General features: G+C 45.0%; 16 protein-coding genes. 4 read left to right on the forward strand and 12 right to left on the reverse strand.

Annotated features, from left to right (window positions below; genetic code table 11):
* Positions 1-68: 68 nt before the first annotated feature.
* From BQ7480_RS15725 to BQ7480_RS15735, 3 genes are all read right to left on the reverse strand, one after another.
* Positions 69-1,040 (reverse strand): glycoside hydrolase family 130 protein, encoded by a 972-nt coding sequence (locus tag BQ7480_RS15725; RefSeq protein WP_072543586.1) that lies wholly within the window; start codon positions 1,038-1,040, stop codon positions 69-71.
* Positions 1,041-1,062: 22 nt separating this feature from the next.
* Positions 1,063-2,409, reverse strand: coding sequence for an MFS transporter (locus tag BQ7480_RS15730; RefSeq protein ID WP_072544087.1), 1,347 nt, complete (start codon positions 2,407-2,409; stop codon positions 1,063-1,065).
* A gap of 231 nt (positions 2,410-2,640) precedes the next feature.
* A complete protein-coding gene (locus BQ7480_RS15735; protein WP_210436341.1) occupies positions 2,641-4,218 on the reverse strand; it encodes an MFS transporter in 1,578 nt (525 codons plus the stop codon).
* 162 nt (positions 4,219-4,380) lie between these two features.
* Here BQ7480_RS15735 and BQ7480_RS15740 point away from each other — a divergent pair, with 162 nt between their 5' ends.
* Together BQ7480_RS15740 and BQ7480_RS15745 are read left to right on the forward strand one after the other, a co-directional pair.
* Positions 4,381-4,935, forward strand: coding sequence for a DUF3332 domain-containing protein (locus BQ7480_RS15740; RefSeq protein WP_072543587.1), 555 nt, complete (start codon positions 4,381-4,383; stop codon positions 4,933-4,935).
* Positions 4,936-5,270: 335 nt separating this feature from the next.
* Positions 5,271-5,702: an Hsp20/alpha crystallin family protein gene (locus BQ7480_RS15745; RefSeq protein ID WP_072543588.1), complete on the forward strand. Its 432-nt coding sequence runs from the start codon at positions 5,271-5,273 to the stop codon at positions 5,700-5,702.
* A 69-nt stretch (positions 5,703-5,771) separates the two neighbouring features.
* Here the strand turns inward: BQ7480_RS15745 and BQ7480_RS15750 are convergent, their stop codons facing one another.
* From BQ7480_RS15750 to BQ7480_RS15760, 3 genes are all read right to left on the reverse strand, one after another.
* A complete protein-coding gene (locus tag BQ7480_RS15750; RefSeq protein ID WP_072543589.1) occupies positions 5,772-7,103 on the reverse strand; it encodes a nucleobase:cation symporter-2 family protein in 1,332 nt (443 codons plus the stop codon).
* Positions 7,104-7,110: 7 nt separating this feature from the next.
* A complete protein-coding gene (xpt, locus tag BQ7480_RS15755; RefSeq protein WP_072543590.1) occupies positions 7,111-7,680 on the reverse strand; it encodes a xanthine phosphoribosyltransferase in 570 nt (189 codons plus the stop codon).
* A gap of 183 nt (positions 7,681-7,863) precedes the next feature.
* A complete protein-coding gene (locus BQ7480_RS15760; protein ID WP_139255800.1) occupies positions 7,864-8,844 on the reverse strand; it encodes a fimbrillin family protein in 981 nt (326 codons plus the stop codon).
* A 143-nt stretch (positions 8,845-8,987) separates the two neighbouring features.
* Between BQ7480_RS15760 and BQ7480_RS15765 the strand changes: the two genes are divergently transcribed.
* Positions 8,988-10,406, forward strand: coding sequence for an alkaline phosphatase (locus BQ7480_RS15765; protein WP_083581852.1), 1,419 nt, complete (start codon positions 8,988-8,990; stop codon positions 10,404-10,406).
* Between the two features lies 1 nt (position 10,407).
* On the opposite strand, the gene BQ7480_RS15770 is transcribed toward BQ7480_RS15765, so the two are convergent.
* Positions 10,408-11,319 (reverse strand): helix-hairpin-helix domain-containing protein, encoded by a 912-nt coding sequence (locus BQ7480_RS15770; protein ID WP_072543593.1) that lies wholly within the window; start codon positions 11,317-11,319, stop codon positions 10,408-10,410.
* The gene (locus tag BQ7480_RS15775; protein WP_072543594.1) at positions 11,319-12,692 is read right to left on the reverse strand and encodes a sodium-dependent transporter; all 1,374 of its coding nucleotides are present in this window, start codon (positions 12,690-12,692) and stop codon (positions 11,319-11,321) included. Before BQ7480_RS15775 ends, BQ7480_RS15770 begins: the two co-directional genes overlap by 1 nt.
* On the opposite strand from BQ7480_RS15775, the gene BQ7480_RS15780 reads away from it, so the two are divergent.
* Positions 12,573-13,184: a VanZ family protein gene (locus BQ7480_RS15780; RefSeq protein WP_139255801.1), complete on the forward strand. Its 612-nt coding sequence runs from the start codon at positions 12,573-12,575 to the stop codon at positions 13,182-13,184. The two genes, BQ7480_RS15775 and BQ7480_RS15780, sit on opposite strands and share 120 nt — an antisense overlap.
* Before the next feature lie 80 nt (positions 13,185-13,264).
* On the opposite strand, the gene BQ7480_RS15785 is transcribed toward BQ7480_RS15780, so the two are convergent.
* The 4 genes from BQ7480_RS15785 to prfB all read right to left on the reverse strand — a co-directional run bounded on the left by BQ7480_RS15785 (position 13,265) and on the right by prfB (position 15,770).
* Entirely contained in the window at positions 13,265-13,768 is a 504-nt protein-coding gene (locus BQ7480_RS15785) for an RNA polymerase sigma factor (RefSeq protein WP_022354643.1), read from the reverse strand.
* 138 nt (positions 13,769-13,906) lie between these two features.
* Entirely contained in the window at positions 13,907-14,413 is a 507-nt protein-coding gene (locus BQ7480_RS15790) for a CYTH domain-containing protein (RefSeq protein WP_072543595.1), read from the reverse strand.
* A 14-nt stretch (positions 14,414-14,427) separates the two neighbouring features.
* Positions 14,428-14,568: a hypothetical protein gene (locus BQ7480_RS17985; protein WP_022354645.1), complete on the reverse strand. Its 141-nt coding sequence runs from the start codon at positions 14,566-14,568 to the stop codon at positions 14,428-14,430.
* 86 nt (positions 14,569-14,654) lie between these two features.
* Entirely contained in the window at positions 14,655-15,770 is a 1,116-nt protein-coding gene (gene prfB / locus BQ7480_RS15795) for a peptide chain release factor 2 (RefSeq protein WP_072543596.1), read from the reverse strand.
* Positions 15,771-15,855 lie beyond the last annotated feature (85 nt).

Below are 15,855 nucleotides of genomic sequence, written 5' to 3' on the forward strand. Positions count from 1 at the left end.
AGGCTTAAAATAAAAAGGACCCCTCCCACAGCCTCAACCATGGGAACGGTCCTATAAAATATTCATTCTTATAAAATAGAAGTACGTTTCACGAAATCAACGATTTCGGAAATGTAGCCGAAAGCCATTCCGACCACGGTATCGGCCGCACCGTAATACACTGCCACTCTTTCCCCGTCCTGAAGGGCAGCACACGGGAACACCACATTGGGCACGTCGCCCTGCAGTTCATAAGGCGCTGCAGGAGCCAGCAGATAATCGCGGGTACGATAAAGCACCTTTTCCGGATGGTCCTTATCCAGAATAGCAGCTCCCATGGAGTAACGGAAACCGTTGCAGGTGGTGATAACACCATGATAGAACATCAACCAGCCCTCTTCTGTCAGGAAAGGCACGGAACCGGCTCCAATCTTCGTACACTGCCAGGCACTCTCCGGGAAGGGTGTTACTTTCATCACGCAGCGGTGCTCGCCCCAGTATTTCATGTCGGGACTGTAGCTGATATAAATATCCCCGAAAGGAGTATGCCCGTTGTCGCTCGGACGGCTCAGCATGGCATATTTGCCGTTGATTTTCTGCGGGAAAAGCACACCGTTGCGGTTGAAAGGCAAGAAAGCATTCTCACACTGATAAAATTCCTTGAAATCAAAGGTATAGCCGATGCCGATAGTAGGACCGTGATAACCGTTACACCATGTAATCCAGTAACGGTCTTCAATCCACGTGACACGAGGGTCGTATTTATATTCCGACTCAATCATATCGGTGTTCCCGGGTTGGAACTTAATCGGTTCGTGATTGATTTCCCAATGGATGCCGTCCTTGCTGAAACCTGCAAAGATATTCATCTGCACGGCCCTGTTGTCACAACGGAACACGCCGGCAAACCCATCCTTGAAAGGTACCACCGCACTATTGAAAATGCTGTTCGACGTAGGTATCTGATACCGCCCGATGACGGGATTCTTGGAATACCGCCACATCACCTCCTTACAATCTGCCGGGCGTTCTTCCCACGGCATTACAAATTTGTCATTCATATTCAGTTTGTTTTTATTTAGATTAGACATATTCTCGTTCACCCTCTATAAGTTTTCCTTCATTATCATACTTAAACGGGATGAAATACGTAATCAGAAAAGCCGGAATCGTGGCTATCAGCACAAAGATAAAGAAGGGTTCATAGCCTCCCGGTTTGTCAAACCATTCTCCAAGACTTTCGCACACCCAGCCACTCAGCATGCCGGGAATCATCACTCCCAGATTCATGATACCCGAAGCAAAGGCATAATGCGCCATCTGGTGCTTGCCGGGAGCCACCTGCTGCATCATGAACAAGGAAAGGCCGACGAAGCCAAAACCGTATCCGAAATATTCAAATACGATGCCGCTGCAAATAATCCAACCGCTTTCCGGCTGCAGATACGCAAACAAGGCATATACCACAAACGGGAAGTTAAAGATGCAACACAAAGTGAACAGTGTGTTCTTCAGTCCGCGCCGGGCGATGTAGTATCCGGCCAGCAAAGACCCCAGCACAAAAGCCGCCGCTCCATACGTTCCGTAATAAAGTCCGATTTCCTTTTCATTCAGTCCCAGTCCTCCTACCTCACGGCCAGCTTTCAGGAACAAAGGCACAATTTTCATCACAAATCCTTCGGCAAAACGATACAGAATGATGAAGCAGATATAATATACAATGTGAGTCTTCCGGAAAAAATCAAGCAACACCTCTCCCAGTTCTTTCAACACCTCCCGACTGGTCATGGCTTCCTCCTTTTTTCTCTTTGCCTGTGTGGAAGGCAAGGCAAAGTAATGATAAAGTCCCAAAAGCAGCATCGTGGCAGAGAGGATGAGCAGAATAATCATCCAAGCCCGTTTGGTAGCCCCCAGCATGCCGGCCTCGGCATTCATTTCAATGAGATAACCAGCCAGATATACCAGTCCTCCCGTCGCCAGAATCTTGGCAATATTATAGAATGCGCCCTGCCATCCGATAAACTTGGCTTGCTCTTCATTGGACAGTTCACTCATATACACTCCATCGCAGGCAATGTCGTGAGTGGCTCCGCTGAAGGCAACAATGGCCAGCAAGGCTATGGAAATGCTGAAGAAATGCGGAAGGTTCAGCGAAAAGGCTACCAGACCGAAAGTGACTCCCGTAACCAGCTGGGTCGCAATGACAAAGAATTTCTTGGTCCGAAACAATTCCAGAAAAGGACTCCATAAAGGCTTCAACGTCCAGGGAAGGAGGATTAACGAGGTCCAAAAGGTAATCAGCTTATCATCGACTTCCAACCCTTTGAACATCAATACGGTGACCATATTCAGTACAACAAAAGGCAGGCCCATGGCAAAATATGCCGTAGGAACCCATGTAATTGGTGATTTCTTTCTTATACGATTCATAGTTAAACTTTTATGCAAGGCCATTTTTCCCGGCCTTGTACAAAACATGTATCAAAGATACGCGAAAAAATCTATAAGACAAACAAATACGGGCTTATAGACTCACAAAAGATATAAAGAAAACAAAAGTAAGGGCTTCATCTACAGATATTTGTCTTAAAAACAAAAAAGGAGTTAAAGCCTATCCACATTCAAGGCCCTAACTCCTTATTCTATTATTTTAAAGAATACTTATTTCTTCATGTTGGCTTCTTCCAGTCCATAATGTTTCTTGGCGTCTTCCGCACGCAGCAGCATGGCTATCACAATGGCACATACGCCAAAGACTGCAAAAATCACCATCGGTGCCGTATAATCGTAACCCGTAATGACACCGGCTTCATTACGCAGCGTAGCAAAATGTTCAATCACCCAACCAATCAGCCAAGGCACCATGGTGAGGCCGATGTTCTGGATATAGAAGATAATGGCATACGCAGAGCCCAACTGTTTCATCGGGATAATCTTAGGTACGGAAGGCCACATGGCACTCGGTACCAAAGAGAAAGCGATTCCCAGTACAATCATTACCACTACGGCAAACCACCAGTAGTTCATAATGGGGAGTGCAAAAAGCACATGTACGGCTGTCAGCATGAAAGACCCGATAATCATCAGGGTAGCTCCACGGCCAATACGGTCATACAAGATACCGAACACCGGGGTAAGCAGGATGGTACCAAACGGCAAGAGGGCCGGAATCCACCCTGCAAACAATTCGGGCACGTCGTATTTATAAATCATCAACTTTGTGGCAAATTTCAGGAAGGGGAACACGCCCGCATAGAACATCAGACAAAGCAGGTTGATCAGCCAGAATCCTCTGCTGCAGAAAATCTGCTTCAAATCGGACATCTTGAATCCTTCTTCCTCCTTTTGACCGCTCTCCTTGCGTACAGCCTCGGCAGACGCATCTTCCTTGCGGTCCATCATACAATATACCAAATAGGAAGCAAATCCTGCACACAAAGCAATGGCACCGAACAATACAGGATAGGACACGTTACCCATCATACGGGCCACCGGCAGACTGACCCCCAACGCGAGGGCCGTACCGATACGGGCCATTGCTACCTGAAGTCCCATGGCCAATGCAAGCTCCTTACCTGCAAACCATTTGACAATAACTTTCGACACGGTGATACCAGTAATCTCAGCGCCCATACCAAAGATGGCAAAGCCGATAGAGGTCAGTGCCACCTGCATGTTCATGCCAAACAGCTGGGCATCGCCAAAATCAGTAGAAAGGGCATACCACTTTATCAACGCACCGACCAGCATCAATCCAGAAGACATGGTACCGGTGAAACGGATACCCATCTTATCCAAAATCACGCCTCCGAAGAAGAGCATCAGCAAGAAAACATTAATCAAGCCATAAGCACCGGAGAAAAAGCCATACTCCGTACTTGACCAACCTTCTCCACGAGCCACTGAACTAATGGTCTTTTCCACCGTAACCTGTTGCCCGTTTACCATCTCACGATACTGCATCTTCACCCCTGCTCCCAGCTTTTCTACCGTCAAATCGGGTTCAGAAAGCATGTTGGCAGCGGAAAACAACCGCACCTTGGCTACCAGCGTATCAGCCGGCATGGAAGTGTCATCCGTAAAATATACCACCTTACCTTTCGTCGTCAACAAATTTTCCAAAGGTGACATCACATCGGTCAGGAAATATCCACACATCATTGTAAACGATACGATAAACAACGCTGTCCAGCGTGCCGCCTTCGAATCACTCAATCTCTTCTGAATTTTTTCTTTCATGCTATTGTCTTATTTTAACCATTAATTTCTTACAAAAAACGACGCAAAGATACGATTTTTTTATATTTCTCTTTCATAATCAAAAATAACTTCTAACTTTGTAGTAATTTGTTAGGACAAAAACAATACTTACTTAAATATTAACCCAAAACTAAAGCAGATATGAGAAAATTAAAACTTTCCGCTGCATGCCTCATCTTAAGCGGCAGCCTTATATGCTCTTCATGCATTGGCTCCTTCGGATTATGGAGCAGTTTGAAAGACTGGAACAATAACATCGGCAACAAGTTTGTCAATGAAATCGTATTCTTAGCTTTCCACATCGTACCTGTCTATGAAGTTGCCTATCTGGCCGACATCATTGTACTGAATTCCATTGAATTCTGGTCTGGTTCAAATCCTTTGGCTGAAAACATCGGAACTGTAAAAACAATAAAAGGTGAGAATGGAGAATACCTGGTACGTACGAACGAAGACGGTTATACCATCACAAAGAAAGGGGAAGAAGACAAGCCTCTGAACTTGGTATATAACAAAGAAAAAAACACTTGGAATGCTTCTGCGGAAGGACAGACCTTTGAACTGATTACTATGAATGAAGACGGAACTATCACCTTCAAGCAGGAAGACGGTACTCCGATGACCGTTTCTCCAGATTTGCAAGGAATGATTTCTGCACGTCAGTCTAACAGCCAGTCATTGTTTGTGGCACGGTAAGAATTTACATCCTATCATAAGAAGGGCCGTTACGGATTCGTAACGGCTTTTTTTCTGTCATTCTGTTTCCTTTCTGGCCATAAAATGAAAGTTTGGCAGTTCTTTTTCTGTCAGTCTGACAAAAGAGGAGATTCCTACGAAACACCAATGTTTGCTTTAGTTTAAAAACAAGGAGGATAGTTAAACAGGTTTTAAAACAGATGTTCATTTTGGCATACCCCAATCAAAGAGGCACAGGTTTTGCAATCTCATAGGCGGATCGCGGAAGCGAAAGCAGAAACCCTCCAGCAAGAAAATTGATAATAAAAACAACTCAAATATAGGAGATTACAACTATGATGCCGACTAGAAAAAATTACAATCAGAACTGGTTACCGAGTATCTTTAATGATTTCTTTGATAACGATTGGATGGTAAAGGCCAACTCTACAGCTCCTGCAATCAATGTAATTGAAAGCGATAAAGAGTATAAAGTGGAATTGGCAGCTCCCGGCATGACGAAAGACGACTTTCACGTTCAACTGGCTGATGACAATACGCTTACCATTTCAATGGAAAAGAAGAGCGAAAACAAGGAGGAGAACGACAAGAAGTACTTGCGTCGCGAATTCTCTTACAGCAAATTCGAACAATCCATGATTATCCCTGATGACGTGGAGAAAGAAAAAATCAATGCTTCCGTCAATGACGGTGTATTGACCATCGATTTGCCGAAAAAGACAAATGAAGAAAAAGTTCAGGCTCGTAAGGTTATTGAAGTCAAATAAATAAAGACCTCCTAAAAAGGAAGCCCCGCTCCTGCATGGGAACGGGGCTTTTTTTATGCCTGAAGAAAATTATTCCTTTATCTGAATCAACAGGTTAGCCAGAATGGCTGTCAAACCTCCTGTGGTAATTCCGGATGAGAAAATGTTTCGCAATGTTTCCGGAAGCTGACATAAGATATCTGGCACGAGCTCCACACTCAAGCCAAAAGAAAAGCTCAGCGCCATCACCAACGTAGCTTTACGGTCAATCTTTTGTGAAGAAATGATACGAATACCGGCCGCAGCCACTGTTCCGAACATCAACAAGGTAGCTCCTCCGAGCACAGGTTCCGGCATCAACGAGAACACCAACCCCACAGCCGGAAAAAGGCCCAATAAAATCAGAAAACCGGCAATGAAGTAACCTACGTAACGGCTGGCCACTCCCGTCAGCTGAATCATGCCATTGTTTTGAGCAAAGATGGAATTAGGGAAAGAATTGAAGAAACCGGCCAGCATGGAGTTAAATCCATCTGCCAGAATACCTCCGGAAGCTCGTTTGACAAAAGTTTCTCCTTCCACGGGCTCACCCGAAATCAAAGAATTGGCCGTAATATCTCCGTATGCCTCGATGGCTGTAATCAGGTAAACCAATGCCAATCCGATAATGGCCGAGATGTCAAACGACACACCGTAACGGAAAGGTATCGGAATATTGAATCCTCCATAGCTCTGTACAGCCGAGAAATCGACCATTCCCAAAGCCCAGGCCAGCACATAACCTACCACCAACCCAATCACAATCGAACTCATTCGCAGATAGCGGTTGGAACTACGGTTAAAGAAAATAATCAGTACCAGTACCAATGCGGCCAGTCCGATATGCTGAAAAGCACCAAACGAGCCGTCTGCCTGTGCGGTTGCTCCTCCTCCACAGGCGGAAATGCCGACCTTAATCAAACTCATACCTATCAAGGTGACCACAATACCGGATACTAAAGGAGTTATGATACGCCGCGTGTACTTCAACACCCTACTTATCAGCATTTCCACGGATGAAGCTACAATACATGCACCAAATATGCTGCTCAATCCTCCGGTCAATCCGGCCGAGATTATCGGTCCGATAAAAGAAAAGCTCGTGCCTTGAATGCACAACAGCCCGCAGCCAATAGGCCCCACACGACGACATTGGATAAAAGTAGAAATTCCTGAAGCAAAAAGGGCCATGGAAACCAGGAAACCCGTCGTTTCCAAATCCAGCTTCAACGCTCCGGCAATAATCAGCGGAGGAGTGATGATGGCCACAAATATGGCCAGCAGATGTTGCAACGCTGCAAAAATCGTATCTTTCAAAGGAGGACGGTCGTTCAAACCGTAGATAAGCCCGGCACTCTGGGCTGTTTGTTGTTCTTTTTCCATCAAAGATTTACTCTTTTATTTTAATTTGACAATTATCCAGACTTTCTATGATAGCCAACGACTCTACGTGGATACCTTTCTCACGCAGGTAATCTCCTCCATGCTGGAAGGACTTCTCTATCAAGAAACCCATGCCGACCAGTTCTGCTCCCGCCTTCTGTACCAAATCAATGATTCCTTTTGCTGCGTTTCCATTTGCCAGGAAATCGTCAATAAACAACACCTTGTCGCCCGGACACAGATAATCCTTACTTACACACACATCATACGTACGGTCTTTCGTAAAAGAATACACCGTGGTGGTCAGCATGTTTTCCATCGTACTCGGTTTCTTCTTCTTGGCAAAAACCACCGGAAGTTCCAGTAAATAGCCCACCATGATGGCAGGAGCGATTCCGCTGGCCTCAATGGTCATCACCTTGTTGATTTTTGTACTGGCAAATCTCCGTACGAACTCTACTGCCATCGACTTCATCAGAATCGGGTCCATCTGATGATTGATAAAATTATCCACTTTAAGGATTCCTCCTTCAAAGCATTTTCCATCCCGAATGATGCGTTCTTTCAGTGCTTTCATTGCTTATAATGAACTAAGAATTGATTATTCTTTTATTTGAGAGCACAAAGTTACATGTTTTTTCTGAGAATTAAGGCAACTTTGCATACAGATAACAATTGCTTCATCCGCTGTCTGTATAGAAAAATCACCCCCATCACAAATGACTGCAATGAAGGTGATTTCATAGAAGGAATCCTACTCTTATTGCTTTCCGGTGACTTTTTCCGGATTCTCATCAATCGTAATCTCGGGAAGCTCTTCTGAAATCCAGTCGGTCACTTCACCACCTTCCAACACCAATTCTTCCTTGGTCAGTTTAAGCGTAAACTGGTAAAACTTTCCTGCTAAGAACTGTTTTCCCAGTTTGTTAGTAGAAGCCGTATAAGAAAGCCCGTCACGCTGATAGGATATGGTGAATTCTGTATCTCCGGTCAAATCAGATGGATTACATAAGAAATACAACGTATAGCCGGATTCTTCTGTCACAGACACAGGTTCTTCAAAATTGAAGGTCAGCACATCGGACTTGGAAGCGTCTACATAAGAAAGTCCATCCTCTTCTTCCGACTCTCCAAAATGATAAGTGCTGCATCCAAACAAGTTATCACCTTGAAAACTGACCCGCTTCAATAAGACCTCTCCACCAGGAAGGGCATTTTTAATTTTTACAGAGAGGAAGCTGTATGCGTGCTTAAAAGAGGACGCACCAGTAAAAGAAACCGTGCCATTGTCCGTTTCTCCATAACTTTGCCGACAACGGGCTGTCAGGAAATCAAAATCACCTATTCCAGAAAGTGTTCCAGGCTGCCGACTTAAATCAGGCATGGGTACACTGGTACGGGTTGTCGCCTCTTCCGAATAAGGATAATATGCACAAAACGAAAAACTGCTTACCTTATCCTTCCATGCCAAAGGAGATTCTGCCACCCACTGACTTCCAATCAAAGTCCATTTTACAGGCTCATCGTCTTCCGGCATAAAAAATCCCAATTCATCCTTTTCTACAAAGACAGAACCTCCCGACTCATCCGTCTGGGTCCTAGTCCCTTGTTCAGGTGTACCGACAGAAGCCTTCAGAGAAAGGACCGGTTCCTCATTCAGGTGTTGTAAAAACTCTTTTTGCTGGCAGGAGGCCAACATGGACAGCAACAGACATGCTCCTATTAATCGCTCTTTTTTCATAATAAAAATGTAATATAGTTCAATAAATACAATGACAAGACTCCAAAACGTCCACCCTTTTTCATCATCTTTTTTATCCAAAAAGATGATGAAACCACAATTTTCCGTATTTTCGCAAAAACAATCATCCAACACAGAACTTTATGAAGAAATTATCAATCGTCGTTATGTTCATCCTGCTGGCCTTCTGTCAAATCAATGCACAACAGGCCAAATATGTATTCTACTTCATCGGGGATGGAATGGGAGTCAATCAAGTACAAGGTACAGAACTGTATCTTGGTGAATTAGAAGGGAAAATCGGAATTACTCCTTTGCAATTCACCCAATTCCCTTACACTACTGTAGCCACCACTTTTTCGGCCACAAACGGAGTGACAGATTCTGCCGCAGCAGGAACCGCCTTGGCTACCGGCAGCAAGACTAAGAATGGGGCGATTGGGGTATTGAAAGATTTACAAACACCTGTATACAGTGTGGCTACGTGGGCTAAGGATAACGGATGCCGAGTAGGAGTGGCCACCAGCGTGAGTGTAGACCATGCTACTCCCGCAGCCTTTTACGCACATGCGGCCGGCAGAGGAAGTTATTATGGTATAGGAAAAGACTTGTACACCACTGGATTCGACTTTTATGCAGGTTCAGACTTCCTGCAGCCGGAAGACAAACACAATCCTCAGGCCGAGAACCTCTACTCAATGGCCCCCCAATATGGCTATACCATTGCCAGAGGATATAAAGACTATCTCAAGAAAAGCAAGAAAGCCGATAAAATAATCCTCTTCCAGTCAGAGGTTTCTTCCACAAAGGACAGAAACTCTATTCCTTATGCGATTGACCGGGAAAAAGGAGACTTGACCTTACAGGAAATTACCCGTTCAGCCATCAATTTCCTTTCTAAAGACTTATCTAAAGGATTTTTCCTGATGGTAGAAGGAGGAAAAATAGACTGGGCCTGCCACAGCAACGATGCGGCAACCGTCTTTCATGAAATTATAGATTTTGACAACGCCATAAAAGTGGCCTATGAATTTTATTCACAGCACCCGGACGAAACGTTGATTGTTGTCACTGCCGACCATGAAACAGGAGGTTTCGTATTAGGGAAAGGCCCGTACGAACTGAACCTGCAAGTACTCAAGAACCAAAAGGTAAGCGAAAGCGGATTTACCAAAATCATCAACCAGCTTCGTGCCAAAACCGACAATAACGTATCTTGGGAAGCTGTGCAGCAAGCCTTAAAGGACAATTTCGGTTTTTGGGACAAAGTAAAACTAAACGATAAACAGGAAGCTCGCTTGAAAGCCGTCTACGAACAGAGCCTCAAGAACCAACAGATGAAGATGGAAAAAAGCGAATATGCACAAGATGAGCCTATTGCTGCAGAAGCCAAACGAATCATCGATGAAATTGCCTTGACCGGATGGACCAGTGGAGGGCATTCTGCGGGCTACGTACCTGTATTTGCCATCGGCGTGGGAGCAGAAAAGTTCCAAAATCGTATCGACAATACGGAGATTCCGGTAAAAATTGCAGAAGCAGCAGGCTACACGCGAAAATAAATCACTCGAAAGACAAATAAGGAGACAAACGCTGAAGGTCTTTTTCGGAAAACTCTTCAAACAGAGAGAGCCGGGAAAGACCTTTAATATATCCCCGTTTACGACGGTATTCCAAAATAGCCTTTGCCTTGTAGAAGTCCATGTAAGGGTGATTACGCAACTTATCCAACCCATCCTTATTCACCCTGATTCTCCTAAACGGAACTCCTTTCGCCACAAACCATTTATTCAGACAAGTATCCACATGGGGAATCTCCTGCAGCTGCTCCACATGCGTGAAACCTCCCAAGCGGTTCCGATAAGCCACTATCATCCTCGCAATTCCACTTCCAATTCCCGGGACACGCTTCAGCTCAGCCGTATCGGCCTCATTCAATGAGACCAGCGTCCCTTCAGGATACTTTTCTATCCGTTGTACCGACGCAGGAAAGAGCTTTTCCTCCTGAGCCTGCGGAAATCCACTTCTGTTGTCCACTTCCTGAATCCGGATATAAGGCCTCAACAAAAGATACTGTTTTTCTTCCAGCCCATAGATTTTGGCAAATGCTTCCGGCGTACGAAACCGCCCACCTTTCTCCCGGTAACGAAGAATGTTTCGAACCACAAAAGATGGCAGTCCCAGTTTACGCAGCTGAAAAGAATCAGCCGTATTGGGGTCAAAAGCAGCAAGAACCGCCTCCGGTTGTTCCTTGCCTCTCACCTTCGTATATCTCCGCTTCGTATAGTCTAACTCACGCTGCTTCACAGAAGCCAAAAAAGAATCTATTTCCGCACTGTCCTCCTGATAGGTCTGTCCCGGTGGTTCCGTAATCCGGCATACAGCCCAAAAGGTGGCTAAAACCACCAAAAGACCCAACAACAGCAGAATGACCCTCCGCTCCGACCGCGAGTAATAGAAAAAATCTTTCCACATTACCAGTTCAATAAGCCCAGTTCATTCATAAATATAGCCAGAATACCAACGGGCGCCACAAATCGCAAAACCAGCAGATACACCGGATAATAAGGGGCTTTCAAACTGCCATAATTCGTCACTTCGCCTTTTACGATTTTCTTATCCAGTACCCAGCCTACAAAGATTGCCGCAAACATGCCGCAAACCGGAAGCATAATCTTGGCTGTCAGGTAATCCAACGCATCGAACATGTTCAAGCCGCCAACCTTGACGCTGCTCCACACGCCCAATGCCAGTGAAGAGACAACTCCGATAACCAAACAGCCTGCTGTCACAATACAAGCGGCACGTCCCCGCGTGAAATGGAACTTCTCGTGCAAAAAGGCTGTCGACACCTCATGCAAGGAGATGGTAGAAGTCAAGGCCGCCAGTGCCAACAACACATAAAAAGCAATCGAACATACATAAGCCAGCCACGGCACATTGGCAAAAGCCTGCTGGAATACGTTGGGCAACGTGATGAATATCAATGAAGGGCCTGCATCCGGTTGGATACCGACAGAGAAGGCTGCCGGAAAAATAATCAATCCAGCCAATACTGCCACACAGGTATCAATGATTCCCACGCTCAACGCCGTATGCCCCAAGCGGGTATCCTTTCCAAAATAAGAGGCGTATGTCGACAAGCACCCCATGCCCAAGCTGAGAGAGAAAAAGGCCTGTCCCATGGCTCCTAGAAAGACGTCCGGAGTCACCTTGCTAAAGTCCGGATGCAAAAGGAACTTCACTCCTTTCTCCGCCCCCGGTAACATCACTGAGCAAACAGCCAGCAGAATTACCAGAATAAACAAAATCGGCATCATGATTTTGGACGATTTCTCTATCCCTTCCTTCACTCCTTTCACTATGACGAAATGCGTGGCAAACATAAACAGGAACAACCAAAGCAACGGGCGAAAAGGCTGCTGCGAAAAATCCTGAAACATCGTCACGTATTCTCCGGAAGTCTTACCCGACAATCCAAAAGTCGCCGCCTGCCAAACATATTCCAAAGTCCATCCCGCCACCACGGAATAGTATCCTAATATCAGAAAACCGGTCAGAACTCCGGCATATCCGACCCATTTCCAGTGCGAACCCGGTGCCAAGGTCTCATAAGCCCCTCCCGTACATGCCTTTGCACGACGCCCAATAGTAAACTCTGCAATCATAATGGGAAGTCCGAACACAATCACACATCCCAAGTATATCAATATAAACGCAGCTCCGCCATGGTTTCCTGTCTCATAAGGAAAACGCCAAATGTTACCCAAACCTACCGCAGAACCGGCGGCAGCAAGAATCGCTCCCAACTTACTTCCGAAATTTGCTCGTTCATTTTTGTGCTGCATAAATCATTTTATTATAATTACACTTCAAACAGAAAACAAAAGTATAAAAAATATCGTATTTTTGCACGAAAATTTAAAGTTTTACGCAAAATGCAATTTTTAAGACATTACCCATTTTCTATTCTGACGACGTTGGTGATTTGGTACCTATCCTTTTTTACCCCTCCTCAGACCCCACTGGAAGAGATTACAAACTTCGACAAACTGGTCCACCTCTGCATGTATGGAGGGCTTAGTTCCGTGTTATGGATAGAATACCTGATTCATCATGCAATCATCAAAAAGTGGAAGCTGGCCATCGAATGTATCCTGTTTCCCATCCTGATGAGCGGATGCATCGAAATCCTGCAAGCCTATTGCACCGACAACCGGAGCGGGGACTGGATGGACTTTGCCGCCAACAGTGTGGGTGCGTTACTGGCTTCTCTAGCCGGCCATTTTATCTATCGTCCCTTTATCAGAAAAAGATTCCATAACCCACAATCAGAATAAAAGAAAAACGTCGGGTGCTCTCACAGCAACCGACGTCCATTAAATATATTATTTTTAAAGATAGAGAGTTATCAAACTGCTCAACGGAAATCTTTCAAATCTTCCTGCAATCTCTGCCGGGTGAAATAAATCCGACTCTTCACGGTACCCAAAGGAAGATTCAGTTTATCTGCGATTTCACGATATTTGAATCCAGACACATACATCGCAAAAGGTACACGATATTCTTTAGGTAATGCATTTACGATGCGGCGCATCTCTTTCAGGTCATACGAACCCTGCATGGAATCATCTTCAATATCTACTCCCAGATTCAAGAAAAACTGGTTGTCGGTATTATCCACATACGTCTGGTCGCGCAAAGTCTTGCGGTAATTATTAATGAATATATTACGCATGATGGTATAAATCCATCCCTTGAAGTTCGTTTCAGCTACATACTTTTCCTCATTGTCCAAAGCCTTCAATGAAGTCTCCTGGAGAAGGTCATTCGCTTCTTCACGGTCAGCCGTCAGTTTATAAGCGAAATGAAGTAGTTCTGTCTGCATGCTCAGCAGATTCTGAGCAAAAGTTGCCGTTTTCATAATTCTTTAGTCTTTCTTTTCTTTAATTGAAATAATGTCTGCTTTTTCGTTTTGACACTGCAATATTAGCAGAAAAAGAAAGATCACTCTTCACAAAAACTGATAATCAAACGGGTAAAAACTATCAACTGAGAGTTTTTACCCCTTTCCCTGACAGTTTTCAGGAAGGTTTTCAGCCCATTTCCGATAGGGAGACTTCATCAAGAATGAATTATAGTACTTCACTTGTCCGGTTACTTCCTCCCCTAAAAACGGAGGCCGGTCAAAAGCTTCATCCTCACTGCCCAGTTCGACTTCTGCCACAACCAGTCCCTGATTGTCGCCATAAAACTCGTCCACCTCAAACACGTGTGTGCCACATCGCACCAAATAACGGGTCTTGTCAATCATTCCCGGCTCACACAGTTTCATCAGTTCTTCTGCCTCCTGCAAGGAGAGTGCATGTTCCCACTCATACCGACTCATACCTGCCGCATCCGAAGGTCCTTTAATGGTCAGGTACCCCTCTTCATTCTGAATACGTACCCGCACCGTCCGTCCTCTTTCACTGCAGATATACCCCTGCTTGATACGCTTTTTCCCACAAGCCATCGACTTATAAGAATCATCGCACACCAAGAATTTCCGTTCTATTTCCTGTGACATATCACATTCAGGTATCAGGAAGCCAATGTATAACCTACAATCATTAAAATAGCCAATAGAATCAAGACAATACAAATCATCTTGAACAGTCTATTGGCTTTCTCTTCTTCACGTTTCTCAAAATTCTGTCTTTTCACAGTTCTGTTGCGTCCCATAAGTTTTCATTTTTAGATTTAGCTCCCTAAAATTACAACTTATCCGCAAAAAGACAAACAAAAAAACGCGTTTTTCCGTAAAGTTATCAGTTTTCGCTATCTGAAAACTCCATCAGATAGGCTTTGATGAAACCATCTATCTTTCCATCCATCACTCCGTTCACATCGGAAGTCTGGTAATTGGTACGATGGTCTTTCACACGACGGTCATCAAACACGTAGCTTCGTATCTGAGAACCCCATTCAATCTTCTTCTTTCCAGCTTCCACCTTGGCCTGTTCCTCCATACGGTGTTTCAGTTCCTTGTCATACAAGATAGAGCGCAACTGACGCATGGCATTCTCCTTGTTCTTCGGCTGGTCACGGGTTTCGGTATTTTCAATCAAGATTTCTTCTTCTTCACCGGTATAAGGGTCTTTGTATTGGTAACGCAAGCGGACACCCGATTCTACTTTATTGACGTTCTGTCCACCGGCACCCCCGCTTCGGAACGTATCCCATGACAAACGGGCCGGTTCTACCGTCACTTCAATCGAGTCATCAACCAACGGAGTCACAAATACGGAAGCAAATGAGGTCATTCGTTTCCCCTGTGCATTATAAGGCGACACACGAACCAGACGGTGTACGCCGTTCTCTCCTTTCAGATAACCATACGCGTAGGCTCCCTCTATGTTCATCGTCACCGTCTTGATGCCAGCTTCATCTCCTTCCTGAAGGTTGGCAACCGACAGTTTATATCCGTTGCTTTCCGCCCAGCGCATATACATACGCATCAGCATGGAAGCCCAGTCCTGACTCTCTGTACCTCCGGCACCTGAATTGATTTTCAGCACGCAGTCCATCTGGTCGGCCTCCGAACGAAGCATATTCTTCAGCTCCAGTGCTTCCACAGCCGAGAGTGCCTTTGCATAAGCCTCATCCACTTCTTCTTCCGTCACCAGTTCATCTTTATAAAAATCGAAAGACAGCTGCAATTCATCTGCCAGCGTCTTCACCTCCTGATAACCGGTAATCCACTGCTGCAAAGCCTTCACTTTCTTCATCTGCGCTTCGGCAGCCTTCTGGTCATCCCAGAAACCGGGAGCCTGTGTACGAAGCTGTTCTTCTTCCACCTGTATCTTCTTCCCGTCAATATCCAAATAACGGTGTAAGGCTTCCGTACGTTCCTTTATGTCTTTCAGTTGCTCTATGGTAATCATAAAAATACGATAAATTAGTCCGTTTATATTTTCTCGCTGCAAAGATAATCAAAGCCGAGCGCAGAGGCAAATAGAAAACGCAGTT

This window comes from Bacteroides mediterraneensis (assembly GCF_900128455.1).
GTDB classification, from domain to species: Bacteria; Bacteroidota; Bacteroidia; order Bacteroidales; family Bacteroidaceae; genus Phocaeicola; species Phocaeicola mediterraneensis.